At 45.1% G+C, this 17,444-nt stretch carries 10 protein-coding genes; 4 read left to right on the forward strand and 6 right to left on the reverse strand.

The window, feature by feature from the left end; all coding sequences use genetic code 11:
* Positions 1–5: 5 nt before the first annotated feature.
* The 3 genes from ABDW16_RS22510 to ABDW16_RS22520 form a co-directional block, all read right to left on the reverse strand.
* Entirely contained in the window at positions 6–3,080 is a 3,075-nt protein-coding gene (locus tag ABDW16_RS22510; protein WP_343672896.1) for an AsmA-like C-terminal region-containing protein, read from the reverse strand.
* Between the two features lie 96 nt (positions 3,081–3,176).
* A complete protein-coding gene (locus tag ABDW16_RS22515; RefSeq protein WP_343672898.1) occupies positions 3,177–4,016 on the reverse strand; it encodes a TIGR02452 family protein in 840 nt (279 codons plus the stop codon).
* Positions 4,016–5,134: an acyltransferase gene (locus ABDW16_RS22520; RefSeq protein WP_343672900.1), complete on the reverse strand. Its 1,119-nt coding sequence runs from the start codon at positions 5,132–5,134 to the stop codon at positions 4,016–4,018. The genes ABDW16_RS22515 and ABDW16_RS22520 overlap by 1 nt, the downstream gene beginning before the upstream one ends.
* 153 nt (positions 5,135–5,287) lie before the next feature.
* Here ABDW16_RS22520 and ABDW16_RS22525 point away from each other — a divergent pair, with 153 nt between their 5' ends.
* Positions 5,288–6,373 carry an acyltransferase gene (locus ABDW16_RS22525; RefSeq protein ID WP_343672902.1) on the forward strand — a complete coding sequence of 362 codons (1,086 nt, stop codon included), beginning with the start codon at positions 5,288–5,290 and terminating at the stop codon, positions 6,371–6,373.
* 13 nt (positions 6,374–6,386) lie between these two features.
* Here the strand turns inward: ABDW16_RS22525 and ABDW16_RS22530 are convergent, their stop codons facing one another.
* From ABDW16_RS22530 to ABDW16_RS22540, 3 genes are read right to left on the reverse strand one after another with little or no spacing between them, the layout of a single operon-like run.
* The gene (locus tag ABDW16_RS22530) at positions 6,387–7,859 is read right to left on the reverse strand and encodes a hypothetical protein (protein WP_343672904.1); all 1,473 of its coding nucleotides are present in this window, start codon (positions 7,857–7,859) and stop codon (positions 6,387–6,389) included.
* Positions 7,860–7,863: 4 nt separating this feature from the next.
* Complete coding sequence (locus tag ABDW16_RS22535) at positions 7,864–9,816, reverse strand: hypothetical protein (RefSeq protein ID WP_343672906.1); 1,953 nt, start codon at positions 9,814–9,816, stop codon at positions 7,864–7,866.
* Between the two features lie 6 nt (positions 9,817–9,822).
* On the reverse strand, positions 9,823–13,824 hold the full coding sequence (locus ABDW16_RS22540) for a hypothetical protein (protein ID WP_343672908.1): 4,002 nt from the start codon (positions 13,822–13,824) through the stop codon (positions 9,823–9,825).
* A 181-nt stretch (positions 13,825–14,005) separates the two neighbouring features.
* Between ABDW16_RS22540 and ABDW16_RS22545 the strand changes: the two genes are divergently transcribed.
* From ABDW16_RS22545 to ABDW16_RS22555, 3 genes are all read left to right on the forward strand, one after another.
* Positions 14,006–15,016: an NAD-dependent epimerase/dehydratase family protein gene (locus tag ABDW16_RS22545; RefSeq protein ID WP_343672910.1), complete on the forward strand. Its 1,011-nt coding sequence runs from the start codon at positions 14,006–14,008 to the stop codon at positions 15,014–15,016.
* An 8-nt stretch (positions 15,017–15,024) separates the two neighbouring features.
* Entirely contained in the window at positions 15,025–15,603 is a 579-nt protein-coding gene (locus ABDW16_RS22550) for a Crp/Fnr family transcriptional regulator (protein WP_343672912.1), read from the forward strand.
* 143 nt (positions 15,604–15,746) lie between these two features.
* Positions 15,747–17,441 carry an RICIN domain-containing protein gene (locus tag ABDW16_RS22555; protein ID WP_343672914.1) on the forward strand — a complete coding sequence of 565 codons (1,695 nt, stop codon included), beginning with the start codon at positions 15,747–15,749 and terminating at the stop codon, positions 17,439–17,441.
* Positions 17,442–17,444: the final 3 nt, after the last annotated feature.

Below are 17,444 nucleotides of genomic sequence, written 5' to 3' on the forward strand. Positions count from 1 at the left end.
AGTTCTTATTCTTCTTTCCCCTCCTGCAAATCCATGTCTCTATTCTTACCCAGCTTTACATTTGGATTATGCTGGGTGCCCGTCACACTAAACGGAATACCCCAGATTCCTAATGGCGGGAGTCCTAAACGCCCCTTTAGGTTCAGGCGGCCATCAAAACTTACCTGGCCTTCGAAACGGGGGCGCATTCCTGCTATCCGCAGTTTGGTCCTTTCGATGGTAATGATATTATTGGCTATAGAGCTGCGGATGTTGACTTCCGACAGACTCGGATCTTTAATATCCTCCCTGCCCGTTTTGCTGCTCACCGTATTCAATAACTTAAACCCTTTCAGCTTGATGCGCTTCAATGTCAATACCCCCTCTCCTTTCAGGGATGGATAAGACACCTTCATATTCTCGTTCAACCGGCCATTGATATGATAATCCAGTCCTACTATACCACTTGCTGCCGCAGCTGAAGTAGCCATATCATGGAACATTTTTATCTCTTTATACGCCCGCCTGATGTCGAACTCCTTTGCACTGATATGAAAATCGAATTGTGCCCGCTGTGCACTCAGACTCGTATACTGTGCATCCATCACCACCGGTGCGTCAATAATATTGAAGCCGGTATTGCTCATGCTCAGCGTTCCATTCCCTACGGCCAGTTGTCCACGAAAACGATGCAGGTCAATGCTATTATAATTGACCCTGTCAGCAGCTGCATTAACAGTAAGGGATACATTGGCAGGAATAATGACCACACCCGGCACACCGGCGGCAGCATCCGCAGGATCACTGTTGCTGGTATAAGCTGCCAGTTCATCGACCTGGATATAATGGCTCTTCAGGTCCAGGGCACCTTGCAGATGTTGATCGTTTTGCGTCATATAACCGATCAGGTTATTGAAGTACCCATCCAGGTGCAGGTCTGATTTGCCATAGTGTACATCGAACTTATCGAACCACATCTTATCGTCTGCAAAGCGGAATACACCATTATTGATGTGGAATGGCAATGGGAAAATATTCGCTTTGACTGTCACATCCTTTACCGTCAGTGTACCCCTGTTATTCAGTTTCGCATACTGGCCAGACATTGCATCACTTTGTGTGCCATGCAGCGACAGGTCTGCTTTGATCATGCCATCCACATCATATCCTTCCTTACCCAGTACTTTGTAAATCTTACCCAGGTCAATCACACCATTTGCTGCAATATCATAATGCGGATCATTGAAATTGTCTACAGCTGCTTTCAAATTAAAAGTCTGTCCTTCAAATTCAAAAGCCACCGGTTTAATATCAAATCTCAATGCCTGGAAGTTGCCCGTTGTATCTACCAGCATGGCATCTACATTGATCTTCTCGATCGGATGCGGGTAATACTTTGTCTTTACCACACCATTGCTCATCTTCAGGGAAGCAGTAGTGACCGGGAACAATTTCTGCGAAGGCACCCATGGCCCTTTACTGAGGATGTTTACCTTCACATCGCCATGCAGGTCTATCCCATCGATGGGATAAAAGTTCTTTAGCTCTTCCATGTGCAGTAAGCCCGTCAGGTTCGCATCGATCTGTGGTGCAAGTGCATTGTTTACCTGTACATATCCTTTGATATAATTGTTCAACGCCTGTGCATTGATCCTGTTTACCTGGAGGTGCACATTGGAATAACTGTTATCCCTGCTATAAGCTGTTACTTCAAAACCAATATTTTTGATCGGCTCAGGTACATCTTCAAAGTGCAGCGCTCCATCACTGAAGGTAGAATGGAAATCAAAGGCCGGCACACTTACATTTGGCACATACCGGCCATCGGCCGTGAGCTTTGCCAGCAGGTGTCCTTTCAGGTTAAATTTATCATAACCGATTGCTTTGGTCCACTTCTCCATATCGATGTCTGCATCCATCCTGGCTTTCACCAGTGGTCTGTTCAGTCCTGTGATGTCGATATCTGCATTCAGGTGCCCTTTGCCTAATTGAAATGACAAAGAGTCTAAGCTGATATTGAGACGGTCCGGGTTCATCTGCGGCAGGCGGGTAATGAAATCCAACCTTAATTTCTCAATCTTGCTGGCGGCACCTGAACTGGAAATCTCCCCGTCCCTTACTTTAATCTTAAAAGTAAAATCGGGCATCCTGTTCGCATTCGCGATGTACTTTCCTTTTAGTGAAGCAGACAGTTCTGCATCCCCTTCTATATCTGTATTTTCCATCCAGGTCAGGTACTTGGCTGGCAGGGCACTGAACAGCGCTTCCAGCGTAGAAGCACCGGAGCCGAGCTGGAAATCCATCTCATAACCATTCCGGAGAAAACTGAATTCGCCTTTGAACTGTACGGGCAACTGGTTAATTTTCAGATCATTCTTTTCAAACACCAGGTCGAGCGACTTCGTATTGATCCGTGTAATCAGATCGCCCTTTAATTTTTTTGACTGTATATAAGGTACACCTCCATAAGACAGGTCGAATGAATTGATCCTGATATGGGAAAAGAGATCGAACTTGTTGGCTTTGAGGTTTCCCTTGCCTACATAGTTCACATCGTTCGCCTTGATATTCAATGCGAGTGAGCGGTCGTTGTAAACGATACGGCAGTGTTCCAGCTGGATCCGGTCTATGTGCAACGACGCACCGCTGGTATCCTGCTTCGAAGCTTTTGCCGGCGCAGTGGATTGGTAAATATTGTAGTTAGGCCGGCCATCCGTATCCACCTGCACATGTACCTGTCCTTTGGTCAGGTAGATCTCATTGATCTTAACTGTTTTAGAAAAGACGGTAGATAAGTCTACACCCAACGACACTTCGGAGGCCACGATCAGCGTATCCTGTTCAAAAGGTGCAGACCCTTTCAGACTGAAGTCGTAAAGCGTGAGTGTTAAAGATGGAAAATGGTTAAAGAAGGATAATCTTGCCTTCGAGAAATTCAGCTCACTGGTGATGCTATTATTGGCCCAGGTTTTAATCTTGTTTGAAACAGCCTTTGGAAAAAGCAAAGGCAGGATAAATAGCAATACTAATACTCCTCCGAAAGACAAAGAAATAACTTTCAATGCTTTCCAAGAGGACTTCTTGAATCTGGCACTTAGCATAAAAAGGTATAGGAGCGTTAATTAGGATTCCGCTTGCGGGCGCAAAGATAGAGATTCTCCAACCTGTTTTTCAAATAATTTTAACACTCCCTGTATTCAGGTAAAAATTCCCTGGAATGCTTTCAAATTTGGCGTAGCAGCGCTCTTATCCAACACGGCAAAAACGACTGATTTAAAGCATTTACTGTACTTTCCATCGTTCAATAAATACGAGCCGAAGTAACGCGCGATGTCCTTTGGGTCGTTTCGGAACACACCGCATCCCCAGGCGCCAAGTAAGAGATGTTCGATATGATGATGTACAAACACGCCCAGCACCCTGTCCATTCTGCGGAGCATGACATCTTCCGCCTGTGCTTTTTCGTGGGGGCGATTATTCAGGATCGCGCCAATGTTCACTGCAGGGCTTGTGATGAACGAGACAGGATAGGGATCTGGCAACAGTTCGCCGTTATCGTTGCGGAACACGGCTACATCCGGACTCCAGATCATATGATCCGAGTAGAGCAACGTAGGTCTGGCCCTGTTATACTCGTACATCTCAAAATGTTTTGAGAGGGTGGCGTACAATGCAGACGACATGGCAAGACTCTCTTCCTGCGCAACGGCACCTCCCAGGAAGCCGCCTCCAGGGTTCTTGGCGGAGGCAAAATTGAGGCAACCGATTTTTTTGTTTTGCCCGATCATGGCAGCCGCCGCATCGAGCACGGTGGTGTTAATCACTTCGAATGTAGTTACTTCGTTGGCTGCGGCGGCTATTTGGGCTACCTCCGGCATCAGGGTGGTGAAGTCGTCTGGGGTGTACAATTTGCTAGCTTCGAGCGTAGTGCCAATGGATGCTTTGATATTGACAACCTCTTCTTTCACACGATAATAGCCCTGGTCTATGATCTGCAGGGTCTCCTGGGCCTTTTCGGCCCGTGTTGTTTTTTTCATTATGTAATGGATTTCTTTTTCAGCCATGCCCGTATGGGTTCGTCATATAGCTTGAGACAGGCATAGCCCACAAGAACGGATACCGCAAAGGTAAGCAGTCCATAGCCGATGGCTTGTGACGGAGTTGCCTGCCTGTTGTCGAATACCCATGCTGTGTAAATGTAAATAAATGGGTAATGGGTTATGTAAATAGGGTATGAGATGTCTCCCAGGAATTTGCATATTTTATATTCTTTGGCGCTGTGGGTCTGGCCACCGGCACCGAGGTAAACCACCAGGGGAAATACAAATATAATAGCCAGGGCTTCGTACAACCCGTTGGCCCACAGGTGTTCAGCCCCCCCTATTCTTGGCATGAACATGATCAATGCCAGCAGGAGACTTGACCATAGGAACGCATTTTTTATACGTACTGGTTTGGTCACCCTGGCCAGTAATAACCCGCCAAAGAAGGGGAACATCATCCGGATAAACCCGATTTTTATTTGCTCCGGTGTGAGGGACCAGCCACCGATAATATCACCGTTCTTACTGGTAACCGTGTAATGCATCAATGCAGCTGCTGAAAGTACCACCAATGCAGTCAATAATCCTTTGGAAAACCTGCGGATTCCTAATCCGTATAAAATATTGGCAATATACTCGTAGAATAAAGACCAACCCGGACCATTCAGCGGATGTAATTCCTGCCAGCCGCGGATGTCCATAGAGACAGGCATGGGCAGGAGAGTAAAACCTACGAGCATGGTCAATAACAGTTGCCATACTGGCACCGTATGAATCTGGGGGAACAATGCAGGTGAATCGCTGAAATAAAAGCAGGCAGCGCCAATGATCATCCCCATGATCACCATAGGTTGCAGTCGTTCCAGGCGACGGCGGAAGAAACTGCCGATAGACATTTTATGCCAGCGATCGTCGTAGGCGTAGGCAATTACATATCCCGAAAGCAGGAAGAAAAAGTCAACGGCCAGGTATCCATGATTAATGATCTGAGTCAGGTGACTAGTGGCATGGGCTTCAAAAATGTGAAAGGCGACTACAATTAAAGCAGCTACACCTCTTAATCCATCCAGAATCTGGTAATGTGGTTTGGATGGTAATGGATTTGCATTCATAACGGATTTAAATAAAAGTCGGGGGAAGGTAATAAAAATAGTCCTTTATTTTTTAAAATCGTTTATGACTGGATGTGATTCTTTCCAAATTATTTATAATCCATCGGTTAGGGAATTTGTATTTCTAAGTACGGATGACTATTTTCGGCAGGTATGAAAGGAGACTTACTGAAATCAAAGCAGCATTACGAATTGCTGGATGGCTTGAGAGGTGTGGCCGCCATTGCCGTGGTGACATTTCATTTTATGGAAATCATCTATTCTGATTATAGTAAAAACTTTATCGGGCACGGGTTCCTGGCAGTGGACTTCTTCTTTTGCCTGAGTGGGTTTGTGATTGCATATGCATATGATAGTCGTATAGGCAGTATGGGCCTGAAGGAGTTCTTTACAACCCGGGTGATACGGTTACATCCGCTGGTAGTACTGGGTTCTATACTGGGATTGGTGAGTTTCCTGATAGATCCGTTTATGAGTCTGCCTGCCGGATATGGGTTTGGGAAACTTACACTGATCTTCGTCAGTTCTGTTTTAATGATTCCTTACCCGGTAGTAGCAGAAAGGTATTTTAACCTCTTTAATCTGAATGCGCCGGCGTGGTCATTGTTTTGGGAATATGTCGCAAATATAGTGTATGGCGTGGTGTTGTGGCGGCTGAGCAGGCGGGTGCTGGTGGGGTTGCTGATCATTGCAGCAGTTGGGATACTATTCGTGAGCCATAGTGCTGGTAACCTGATGGGGGGATGGAGTGGCGGTACTTTCTGGCAGGGAGGTGCGCGCATTGCGTATAGTTTTCTGGCAGGAATGCTGGTATACAGGTATAATTTGATTATCAGAAATAAGTTAGGTTTTTTAGGGCTCTCAGTGATGCTGCTGGCAGCATTGATGATGCCGTATACTACGTGGAACTGGCTGGCAGAGGCACTGGTAGTGATCGTGTATTTCCCATTTTTGATAGCATTGGGGGCAGGTGCCGGATTGCATGCAGGAACGAGGGGGATTTGTAATTTTTCGGGGAAAATCTCGTATCCTTTGTATATGACGCATTATATGGTGATGTTTTCATTTGCGAATTATTACAATCAGTATAAGCCGGGAACCGGGCTGCTGGTGTGGATTGTGGTGACCGGGCTGGTGGTGTTGACTGCATTTGCATGGCTGGTGATGGTACTGTATGATATGCCTGTAAGAAAATACCTGACCAGGCTGCGCCGAAAAGTCCTATATCCGGCTGGATAATCCTGTAATTTGGTCAAAATGAATAGGCGTAATTCATGGATCCGGTCCATTCCCTTACCGTACCTTTTTGTAGATATAGTAACGAGCTACTTATATTGTGTTTCTTTCCTTTCGGTGTATATCCCAAAGTCAATCCTGTATTGAAGAGACTTGATTGGGTCAGGGCCACCCTTGTTATATTATAGGTAGCTAAGAATGCGACTTTACATGTCTTATTAAAGAACTGCTTACTGACATTTACATTCGGGCCGAAGAATTCAGTATTCATTCCCGTAGAGGTGTTGAAATAATAATTGACTGTACCTGTGAATGACATTTCCTGTTTTGTAAGGAGATACGTATAGCTCAGGTTACCCATGAAGAAACTGCCCAGGTTATCAGTTGCATCACTCCTGTCGCTTGCATGCTGAAATGAAGTATTCAGTGTAATAGCGCTCTTGTTTATCCTGTACATAAGCATGCCATTATAAGTAGTATTTACCTGGTAATAATCCAGTGTGTCTAATGGATTGGTAAAATAGGGATCTGCCAGCGGGCGCACACGGGTGAAGGTGTTGAAATTGGAATAACCAACGTTCATGGTCCAATGTTCAGCGGGGATGATGGAGGTATTGATGTTAGCCACCCAGCGGTGGGTATCACTCATTTTGCTATGATTGAGGTTATTCACCTGCATACCCGCATTACCACTCAGGGCGACTTTTCCTTTGAATAACTGCAATGTCGGAGCGATTGTGATATTACGCATATCATTCACGACAGTATAGGCGCCTAAGGTGGTGTAATCAGGTGCAACCCGTTCATAGCGGAGTTGAATAGACCAGGTATTTCCCGTATATCCCAATCCCCCTTGTATCGCATCATAATACAGGTCGTTCAGCAATGAAACTGAATATTCAACATCTGCAAAAATGTGCTTAGTGATGCGCTGTTTGATGGCAAATGCGGCAGTATGGTTTAGATTGAATGCATCTTTGGCTGTAAATAAGGCAATGCTATAGCTGTTCCCATTATTTTCATAACCCAGTTTCGTACCATAACCGCTTCTTTTCATGCTTTTTTCCAGCATACCATACATGGCTGCAATACGCCATCTGCCAGGCGTCAACTCCACTCCTGCCCCATTGAAGACATGGCCGGCCAGTGTGTAATTAGAGAATTGCATACTGCTGGTGCCGAGGTACAATTTTACCCATTTGTAAGAAGGGGCAAAACGATATTGATTAAAAGGTTGAGAGTAACGGGCACCCTGGTTACTATAGCTGAATGAAAAGGGCATAGCATAGCCAAAAAGGTTCATATTGATATTGCCATTCAGGTACCAGACCAGTGGGTCACGGCGCTGTTCCATACCAAAGGCTTTGTAAGCGGTGGTACTGGCATTGATACTCCCATTCATGGTGATGCCTTTTTTAACCCCCAGCTGGTCAATTGCCTGGGCAGATGCCTGCTGAACAAACAGGATGGTGAGGATCAGGTATTTCATAGGATCAATAAATCACTTCAATTACTTTACTCATGGCAGATTTTATATCGCCGTGCAGTATTGCTGTGATCTTATATTTGTATACATTTCCAAGGAAGAGGAAGTTGTCTGAGAATTCAGTTTTACTTCCGTCCTGTGTGGTGTATAGGGTAAACAAATCATTATTCTTAGCGCGGTAAATGCGGTATTGCTTTACATTCATAGCATTATATTGCCAGCGTAAGACAATCCGGTTATTTTGCTTATTGGCGGTCCAGGTGGTGACAGGAGAACGGATACCGGATTCAAACCAGGTATCGCCACTGGTTTCAATTGCCTTATTACCTGCATCATCACACACCTCTATTTGATAGAAGTAGGTATTACCTTGTTTTAAATTCGTATCCTTCTGATAAGTGATTAAATGCCCTGTATCCCAGCTGGCCACCTGCCTGCGAATGCTGTCTTTTGTATTGATCCTGTAAAGGGTATATCGTACCGCATCCTCACTGGCACTGTTATTCCATTCCAGTATAATAGCCGTATCAGCATTGAAGACTTTTGTAAATAAGGGAGCAGCGGGAGCGATTGTATCAGGTCGCTTTAATTGTACGGGAATAGAATAAGGCGAGGTATTATGATTCTTATCTACGGCGATCACTTCGTAGTACACACTGGTACTGAGCGTATGTAATGTAATTGTATCACTGAATAATGGAGTTGGAATCACCTTACTGGTAACTTCTACAAATTCCTCTTTTAAGCTATTGGCGCGGAATACCCGGTAGCCCAATAAATCAGGTTCTGTATCAGCGTTCCATTGAAGGGAAACAATACCGGAAGAATCTACAAATCCTTTTACGCCTGTAGGCGTACGTGGCGGAACAGTATCAGTTAATTGCGCAAAGTAAGGAAATGAATAGATAGCCTTGCCTTGTCTGGTTATCCCTTTGATACGGTAATAGTTGGTGGCAGCAGGCGTTGGATCTGTATATGAATGAGCTGTACTTTTCAGCATAGCAATGGGAATGAATGGCCCCTTGCTATTACTGGCTCTTGTGATAATGATCTTTGATAACTGGGTGGGGAGCTGACCAGGCAGGAGCCAGCGTATCTGGATGCTTTGATTATCCTGAATGATGATCGTATCCAGCTGGGGTCTGTCATTTACTGCGATTATGCCCATGCCGGCGACTGTTTCGGAGTAGGGACCGTATTCACCGAATGGAGTGATCCCTTTTATCCTGTAGGAATATTGATGATCATTTTCGGGGAGGGTATCTTTGAAATGAGGTGAGACAACAGGGAGCTCTGAAATCTTTTGAAAGTTTTTACCATCTGGGGCACGCTCTACTATATAGGCAGAATATGTATCCTTTCTCCATGCCAGGGCAGCTGTTTTACCCCCACATATGATGGTGAGTTCACGGGGTCTTGCCAGCAAGGCAGGAACAGCAATGACTACAGCTGTGTCAATCCGCATATTTTTAGGCTGTCGTGCCAATGATATGCGGTAGGCATAACGCTTACCTTTCTGGATTCCAGTATCTTCAAAATACAAACCGGCACTCCTGGCTGCCAGCGGAGACAGGTCACAGGATAATAATGCCATCGCCATGCGCCATTCATTCCGGTTCTGTGTTTCATAAAATGCACCAAAGCCCCCATTTTCGGAAATTGGTTTTTCCCCATAAATAACTTCGGCCACTATGGCCACACGTTCATCAATGGTATCCATTTGGGAAAGTGGGCAGGGTTTGATGGGTTGCGGTGTCAAAAGGGTCAGGTCGTTTTCGCCGATAGTAAAGCGCTCTATAGTATAGCCATACCTGATCCCCATTTCCCAGCAAACAATATTGGAAGGCGCCCAGCGCAACCTGATAAGGCCCGGCTTTACATCTGCCACGGCAGCGATATGGTAGTCCTGCCCTATCGCCCACTGGCTATAGAATAGTAAAATCAATAGGATACGGTACATGAGCTATTATGGTTTGTAATAAATAGATTTGGTGATAGATGAGGTGATATGGTTTGTGCCCGGTAGCCGGTAGGTAATATCGACAGGATAATAAATATTCTGCTGTAAATCAGGGTACAGACTGGTGAGCAATGGTGAGGTTGGATTTAATCTGGCGGTGCTGTTTAGCAATTCATGATAGTCAATATTTGCTTCGCAGGATACATAATAGATCATACGGGCACGGCCAGCTGTGTAAGTATCATTGGCGAGATAAACAGCATCCAATGGCGGAGTGGTTTTACCGTAAATCAATGGGATGATCTGGTTTTGCAGCCAGCTATTATTGATATTTGCTTTCAGGGAGACAAGCCCGTTTAATTCAAACTGATCAAATGTCTCCTGCATATCCCAGCGCTGACCGATTACACTGATATAACCAGTACCCACATCAAAGAAATCACGTGGATGGGTTGCGCTACTCATTTTCTCAATGAATGTGTTATACATACTGGTACGGAATCCATAGCCTATCAATTCCTTGCTGACAGCAGCAGTGGCATCGCCTTTCAGGGTATTTTGTGTAATGATAGTCGTGTCTCCATCTGCAGCCGTGATCATATTACTGCCAGCCACCACATTGTCAGTGGTAGCTTTGCGCTCACGTAATACACGCAATGTATAAGCCATTTCCTTCATCATACCCGGCGGAATAGCGAAATTCAATTGGGCCATCACTGAATCATAGACAAAGGAAGCTTTTATGGAATGCCCGCTTTCTGCAACCATATCTACCGCTATTTCATCTGAGAACAAATATGGCTGCCCCCGTTTTAGTTTGATATAACCAGCAGGGAATTCCTTTGGCAGAAAATGATATTGATCTTTTATCGGGTATTCATAGGCTACATTCTCCCATGGTATATAATCCGGTGCAGTGCCTGTTGTAAAGGAAACTGATTTGGTTTCGCTATCTTCCAGTGCCATCCACCCAGCGCCATTCTGTTTTTCAATATGCACTTTTGCTGTTGCATACAGCGTACTTGTCGGCGGCAATATATCTTTGAGGTTTAACAAGGCCGTTGTACCATCTGCTGCAATTTCGGTTGTACCTGTAATAACCATTTTATTGTTGGATAAGGTGATTCCATCCAATTGTACCCGGTACGTTTCTACTTCATCATAATTATTTAGCATAGCAAATGGTTTTGTAATGGGAATATTGAAAGCCACCTGCGGCGTAGCAAATACACTGACTTCAGTAGATTGATCGCCTGGTCTGATATCATTGATAACAGGCAGATCCAGTTCCTTTCCTCCCACTATCTCACACTCCGTACCCAGTTCTACTTTGATACTGGCAGTGCCGTGGACCATCCCTCCTAATACGGAATATTTCACACCTACCATTCCTTTCATCCAACTGGGGTTCGGCATCCTGGCCTGTAACAATACCGCTGCTGCCAGCTTTGCGATAGGGAACCCTCTTTTCTTACCAAATACTTTTACCCGCATACCCACTTCTCCGTTCAGGTAAGCGTAGGCCTGTCCGGAGGCATACCAGCCATTGATGCCAATGACCTCATTACTGCCTTTGCAACGGGCAGCTCCATAATCACGCAAACAAATATCAGCGCCTGCCCCAATGGCAAAGTCTCCGTATACGCCATAGTCAAAACTAAATGCCGTAGAGAAATGTGCGCCAAAGGCAAGGCCACCTCCTGATTGTAAAGGGAAATCCATTGTATTATATTCTCCCAATACGTCACTGACCTCTTTCGGTAACGGGGGCATATCTTCCAGCTGAGAGCCGGTCATGAAATAAGTTTTTACCGTGGCTAGTCCTGCAATGTCCAGGTTAAACATCTGTGAAGGACGACCTATATAAAAGTACCAGTCATCCGGGCCTATATGCAATGCACTTTCTCCATTGCCTTTCATAAAGCAATTGATATAGGTCTTTGCAATTGCATCGAATGTACTATTCACATTATCATAGCGCATTTTCAGGGTGATACGGATGGGCGCACCTTCGTCGCTGGCAGGCGCCTTTACAGGTAAATGCAGCACATAGCCCTCTCCATCAAATTGCGCATAACGGAAACCGCCATCTGTACCAAATTGCACTTCCAGCGATGCATTGACATTCACGATCATTTCTTTCACGAGTGCCAGTGATACACCACCCATAAAACCCAACCCCGCCTCTCTGGAAGGAATATATTGAAAGATTTCGTCTACATCTTTCAATCCTCCTCGTTGATCTACTGCATTCCGCGAGGCATATGGGTCAAAATTACCCGGTCGTTCCATATGATAGGATAGTCCGCCCATTAACCCTGTGAGATTGAGCATAGGTGGAATAGGAATATTTGTACCTACATAAGCATCGACATGATAATACCTATAATCATCTTTTGAACCGAAATAAGCAGTGGCCTTTGCCTCGGGGATAGGTCCCGGCAGGCTGAATTTTAGATATCCCCTGAAACCATTGCCGTATACAGGATGCTTGTCAAAGAGGGTCAGTATTCCATCCATTTTAAAAGCCATTACCGCTACCCTGAGGTGAATATCGCTGATGCTGACTTTTCCATCCGTCACTACAAATGAGGTAGATCCACTGAAACCCTTGTCTGATGCATTCATGAAGTTCAGTTTCACACCTGCACCAATAGCGATCTTTCCTTCGGAAATACCTAACCGGATACTATCAAATGAAACTGGGAAAGCAGCCATTTTACTGCTATTACTATTCAAAGAAAAAGTGCCGCTATGTACATAAGGCTGTTCTGTAGAGAGCACCAGGTCCTGAAATGCGACACCCTGTATATTCAGTACCCCTTTATTAATATTGACTTTTCCATGCAGGGTGGCTACCGGTACAAAATTTCTTACTTCAATGCGGGAATTTTTGTCTAAGATTATTTCACCTGCAAAACATGCATACTTTCTATCTTCTGCTATGGACAAGGCAAATGAATAATAAGGATCACTGCCCCGCATATTTACAGACGCTTCATAATCGACAGGTGTTTTGCCCAGGAAACCTATTTGCAACTGGCCCCCCAGTGTACCTCCGTTCAACTTATTTTTACTAAAACCAATTCCTAGTTTATTGATTGAAATTGGCCATCCACTTAAATTTGCATCCCCTAACTGCACCACATCTGTAGCTGTTAATGAACCACTGACACCCTGATCATCAATGATAAAATCAGTTACTTTTATTGATGGCCGGCCAAGTTGGGCAGGTAACCCAATTTCCAGTTCCTGCAAATAAAATCCTCTCCATAATACATCGGTGTCTTTCAAACCTGTTGGATTAGCCAGATCACTCAAATCCACTACTGCATTCCGTACTTTAAAAGAAAAATCTTTCAGCCCAGCTATATGGAAAGCAGGCAAATCTACACCAGCCATCATATCACTGAGATCTGAAACGTGCACCTGTAAGGTGGCTTTTAGCTGATCTGCCAATGGATCTTCCGGTGTAAACCATCCTTTATCAAATTCAAATACACCACTCAATTCAGCCCCATTAAAGCCGTTACAATTCCATTCAATATAATTACGCCCATCCCCCGGCAAAAGAAGATGTACATGCTCATTCAGGGGGACATGCTGATCTTTCAGTAATACCAATCTTGTATTACCCGACATACCAATCCCTCCGGGAGTAAAAGCAATATCCTTCCCGCCAAAAATCAATTCCTGATCCGTACCCGGAAAAGGAAACCTGAAATAAGCATTCAGATAAGCACCCGTAGGGGTGAACCGTGCACTGTCAATCGCAATGACATATACCCTGCCATTGATCTCACGGACAAGCCCCACCGGCAGACGGCCCATTTCCTGTGTACCAAGCACATTGACATAGCGGCCGCTATCCTGTATTTCTTTGAATATACCTGCTACATAGTTTGTATCTGACACGACACCTGCCTGTAAAACGGCGGGAAATGACAAACATAGGATGACCAACCACAATTGCTGTAGTACAGGTATAGGGTTACCATTAAACTTCATTATTATAGGTTTCAAACAATATTCTGAATATATGAATATTTTCCCATAATAAAATATTTAATTATTTCCGGAAAAGGCTTATGATGTAAAATCATTATTGTAATACTTTTATTAACTAACAAAAGTCAAGCAGACTCCCTCCCCCAACCCTGACATTTGTGCTATCAAAAACAAAACAGCAATGGCACAAAAGAACCTCGCCCTCGTATCTGGCGCAAACGGACATCTGGGCAACAACCTCGTCAGACTCCTCATTAAAAAAGGCATCCCTGTCAGAGCCACTGTCCGCAATATCAATAACAAAACTCCTTTCCATGGCCTCGATTGTGAAGTACTACAAGCCGACATCACCGACAAAGCATCTTTTGTAAAAGCATTACAGGGTGTCCACACCTTCTACGCCGTAGGCGCCTCCTTCAAACTCTGGGCAAAAGATCCTACAAAAGAAATCTACGATGTAAATATGCAAGGCACCCGCAATACCATCGAAGCCGCCGCGGCCGCAGGTGTAAAACGCATCGTATACGTCAGCTCTATCGCCGCCCTGAACTATCATGATCTTCCTACCAAAGAAAGCAACGGCTACAATCCCGACCGCCGCGACATGTATTACAACTCTAAAAATGATGGCGAAATTCTCGCCTTCCAGCTAGCCGGGGAATTCGGTATTGAACTCGTTTCCGTCATGCCATCCGCCATGATTGGTAGCGATGCCTTCCTGCCGCTCAACGTATCTTACGGCGTACTGCGACTCATCCTGAACAAACAAATCCCCATGGATACCCGCATCACCCTGAACTGGGTAGATGTAAAAGACGTAGCCGAAGGCTGCCTCCTCGCCGCCCAAAAAGGTAGACCCGGTGAACGATACATCCTCGCAAACGAGCAATGCATGACCATTACCGACACCACTAAACTCGCCCGGGAACTATACCCTGAACTACACCTCAAAATCCCCGGCACCGTACCTAAATTCATGCTCTTCGCCATTGCAGGTATGATGGAATTCTCCGCCCGCATGAGCAATAAAGCACCTATACTAACAAGGAAAGACATCGCCATGTTCTCCGGCCTGCAACAAAACTTCGACATCTCCAAAGCCAGGAGGGAACTGGGTTTTAATCCCAAATCACCTAAACAGGCTGTCACCGAAGCATTCGCTTATCTCATGGAACACAGGGAATTATTGTAACTTTGACTATGCACAAAAAACTGCTGGAATACATCGCTTCTAATATAACCTTACAACAAAAGGATATAGCACTGATAGAAAAATATTTCGAACCAGTGCTATATCCCAAAAACCGTATCCTGGAGGAAGAAGGGAAAGTTCCTGTATACCTGTACTACATTGTATCTGGCTATCTGCGCCTCTTTCACTATAATGAAAACGGAGACGAAGTTACTACGCACATCAACTGCCCACCAGGATTCTTTACTTCTTATTTCAATTTTATCCATCAAACACGATCTGACGAAAATGTAGAATGCGTGACAGATTGTGAGCTTCTGAGAATCACCAAAGAAGACCTGGATCATTTAACCGCTGAAAGCGAAGTGATGAAAGACTTTAGTATCCGTGTATTCCAACAGTCTATTACCTATAATGAAAACCGGTCCAAAGAACTGGCTACACTCACCGCTGAACAACGGTATGTAAACCTCATCAATCACTACCCGGGCATTTTACACAATGTTCCCGTTCAATACATTGCATCCTTCCTCGGTATGAAAGCCGAAAGCCTGAGCCGCATCCGGAAAAAACTTGCCAAATTATGATATATAGTACAAGCAACTATTAAATTCACGAAATACCGTAACGTTTACCCCTACCCATTTTTCCACAACTTACTCATTGACAGCCCAATTATAAAATGGCATAATAATAGCCTCCCCCCAACCAGAAATAACCAATTATTTTTATGAAGAAAACCCTTCTTGCCTATGGGCTACTGCTTGCCCTTCTATCTGGCTGTACAAAAAAAGAACTCAATGAAAAAGCCCCTTCTGTTGCAGCAGCTGCTGCTGCCAGCTCTCCCGTAGGAGATGTAGTCGGCAAAGTGACCGTTGGCTACCAGGGCTGGTTCAACGCTCCCGGCGATGGCTCGGCTGTAAACAGATGGACACACCAGAACCTGAATATGTGGCCGGATATGCGTGAATATGAAATCACCTACGCCAGCACCTTTCCCAATCTTGCAAATGGAGATACTGCAAAGATGTTCTCTTCTTATGACCAGTCTACGGTAAACACACATTTCAGATGGATGCAGGAAAATGGCATTGATGCCGCAGCACTCCAACGTTTCTCCGGCGAGCTCGCAGACCCTGCCTTTAAATCCATGCGGGATGGCATGGCGCAAAAAGTGAGAGCTGCTGCGGAAGCTACCGGCCGCAAGTTTTATATTATGTACGATGTTTCGGGCGATGTCAACATGCAGGAGCGTTTAAAATCAGATTTTACCAATACCATCCTGGGTACATTGAATCTCCTCTCCTCTCCTGCCTATGCCAAACAAAATGGCAAACCGGTGATCTGTATTTTCGGTATGGGCTACCAGGGTGCACCCGCACCGGGGCCCGGCGATTCTGCACAGTGCCTGGACGTCATCAACTGGTTTAAAAATCAGGGCTACTATGTGATTGGTAGTGTGCCGATGGACTGGCGTGAACCGAATGTATTTTCACGGAGCAACTTTACTACCGTGTACAATTCGTTTAACATGCTGGCACCGTGGGCCGTAGCAGCCCAGGTGGTATCTACTTATCAACCCTGGATACAGGGAGATTTTGATTACTGTGAAGCACATGGTATCGATTATCAACCCATTGCTTACCCCGGATTTTCTTTCCATAATTCCAATGCTGCCAGTCCGCTGAATGAAATTCCAAGAAATCATGGCGATTTCCTGTGGGCACAGGTTGCCGTAATGAAACAGGTAGGTGTGCATAGCCTGTACATTGCCATGTTCGATGAGGTGAATGAGGGAACTGCCATCTTCAAAGTAGCGGAGAATGCCAGCCAGACGCCTGTCAACACCAGCTTTGTAAACCTGGACCAGGATGGCGTAGCCGTGTCTGCTGACTTTTACCTGAGACTGGTGAATGATGCAGGTAAAATGATTAAAGGAACAATTCCTTACCAGGCCACACATCCTACACAACATATTATTGGTGGTAGCGGTCCGCTGGCAGATGGTACATATAAGATCATTAACAGGAACAGTAACCTTTCTCTTGATGCTACGGGTCAGGGTACTGCCAATGAAACAGCAATACAGCAATGGAGTTATGGCGGTGGCACCAATCAGCAGTGGACCCTTACAAGTGTAGGTGGTGATCATTATAAAATAATAGGTGTACAGAGTGGCAGAGCATTGGACATTAAAGGGCAATCACTGCTGGATGGCGCTGGTCTGCAATTGTATGATTACAATGGCGGTGCGAATCAACAGTTCATTATTTCTCCTGCTACCGGTGGATATTTTACTATTCAGGGCGTGCAGAGTGGCAAGTTGCTGGAAGTACCGGCGTTCTCTACTACAGCAGGCACAAAGATCGAACAGTACCAGGCGAATAATGGTGCTAACCAACAGTGGATAATTACTAAACTTTAATGC

This window comes from Chitinophaga sp., from assembly GCF_039596135.1.
GTDB lineage: Bacteria > Bacteroidota > Bacteroidia > Chitinophagales > Chitinophagaceae > Chitinophaga.

Excerpts from the sequence above, each read along its gene's own strand:
- ABDW16_RS22545 (WP_343672910.1), top strand. The coding sequence starts at position 14,006 with ATGGCACAAAAGAACCTCGCCCTCGTATCTGGCGCAAACGGACATCTG.
- ABDW16_RS22520 (WP_343672900.1), bottom strand. The coding sequence starts at position 5,134 with ATGAATGCAAATCCATTACCATCCAAACCACATTACCAGATTCTGGAT.
- ABDW16_RS22510 (WP_343672896.1), bottom strand. The coding sequence starts at position 3,080 with ATGCTAAGTGCCAGATTCAAGAAGTCCTCTTGGAAAGCATTGAAAGTT.
- ABDW16_RS22525 (WP_343672902.1), top strand. The coding sequence starts at position 5,288 with ATGAAAGGAGACTTACTGAAATCAAAGCAGCATTACGAATTGCTGGAT.
- ABDW16_RS22555 (WP_343672914.1), top strand. The coding sequence starts at position 15,747 with ATGAAGAAAACCCTTCTTGCCTATGGGCTACTGCTTGCCCTTCTATCT.
- ABDW16_RS22530 (WP_343672904.1), bottom strand. The coding sequence starts at position 7,859 with ATGAAATACCTGATCCTCACCATCCTGTTTGTTCAGCAGGCATCTGCC.
- ABDW16_RS22535 (WP_343672906.1), bottom strand. The coding sequence starts at position 9,816 with ATGTACCGTATCCTATTGATTTTACTATTCTATAGCCAGTGGGCGATA.
- ABDW16_RS22540 (WP_343672908.1), bottom strand. The coding sequence starts at position 13,824 with ATGAAGTTTAATGGTAACCCTATACCTGTACTACAGCAATTGTGGTTG.
- ABDW16_RS22550 (WP_343672912.1), top strand. The coding sequence starts at position 15,025 with ATGCACAAAAAACTGCTGGAATACATCGCTTCTAATATAACCTTACAA.
- ABDW16_RS22515 (WP_343672898.1), bottom strand. The coding sequence starts at position 4,016 with ATGAAAAAAACAACACGGGCCGAAAAGGCCCAGGAGACCCTGCAGATC.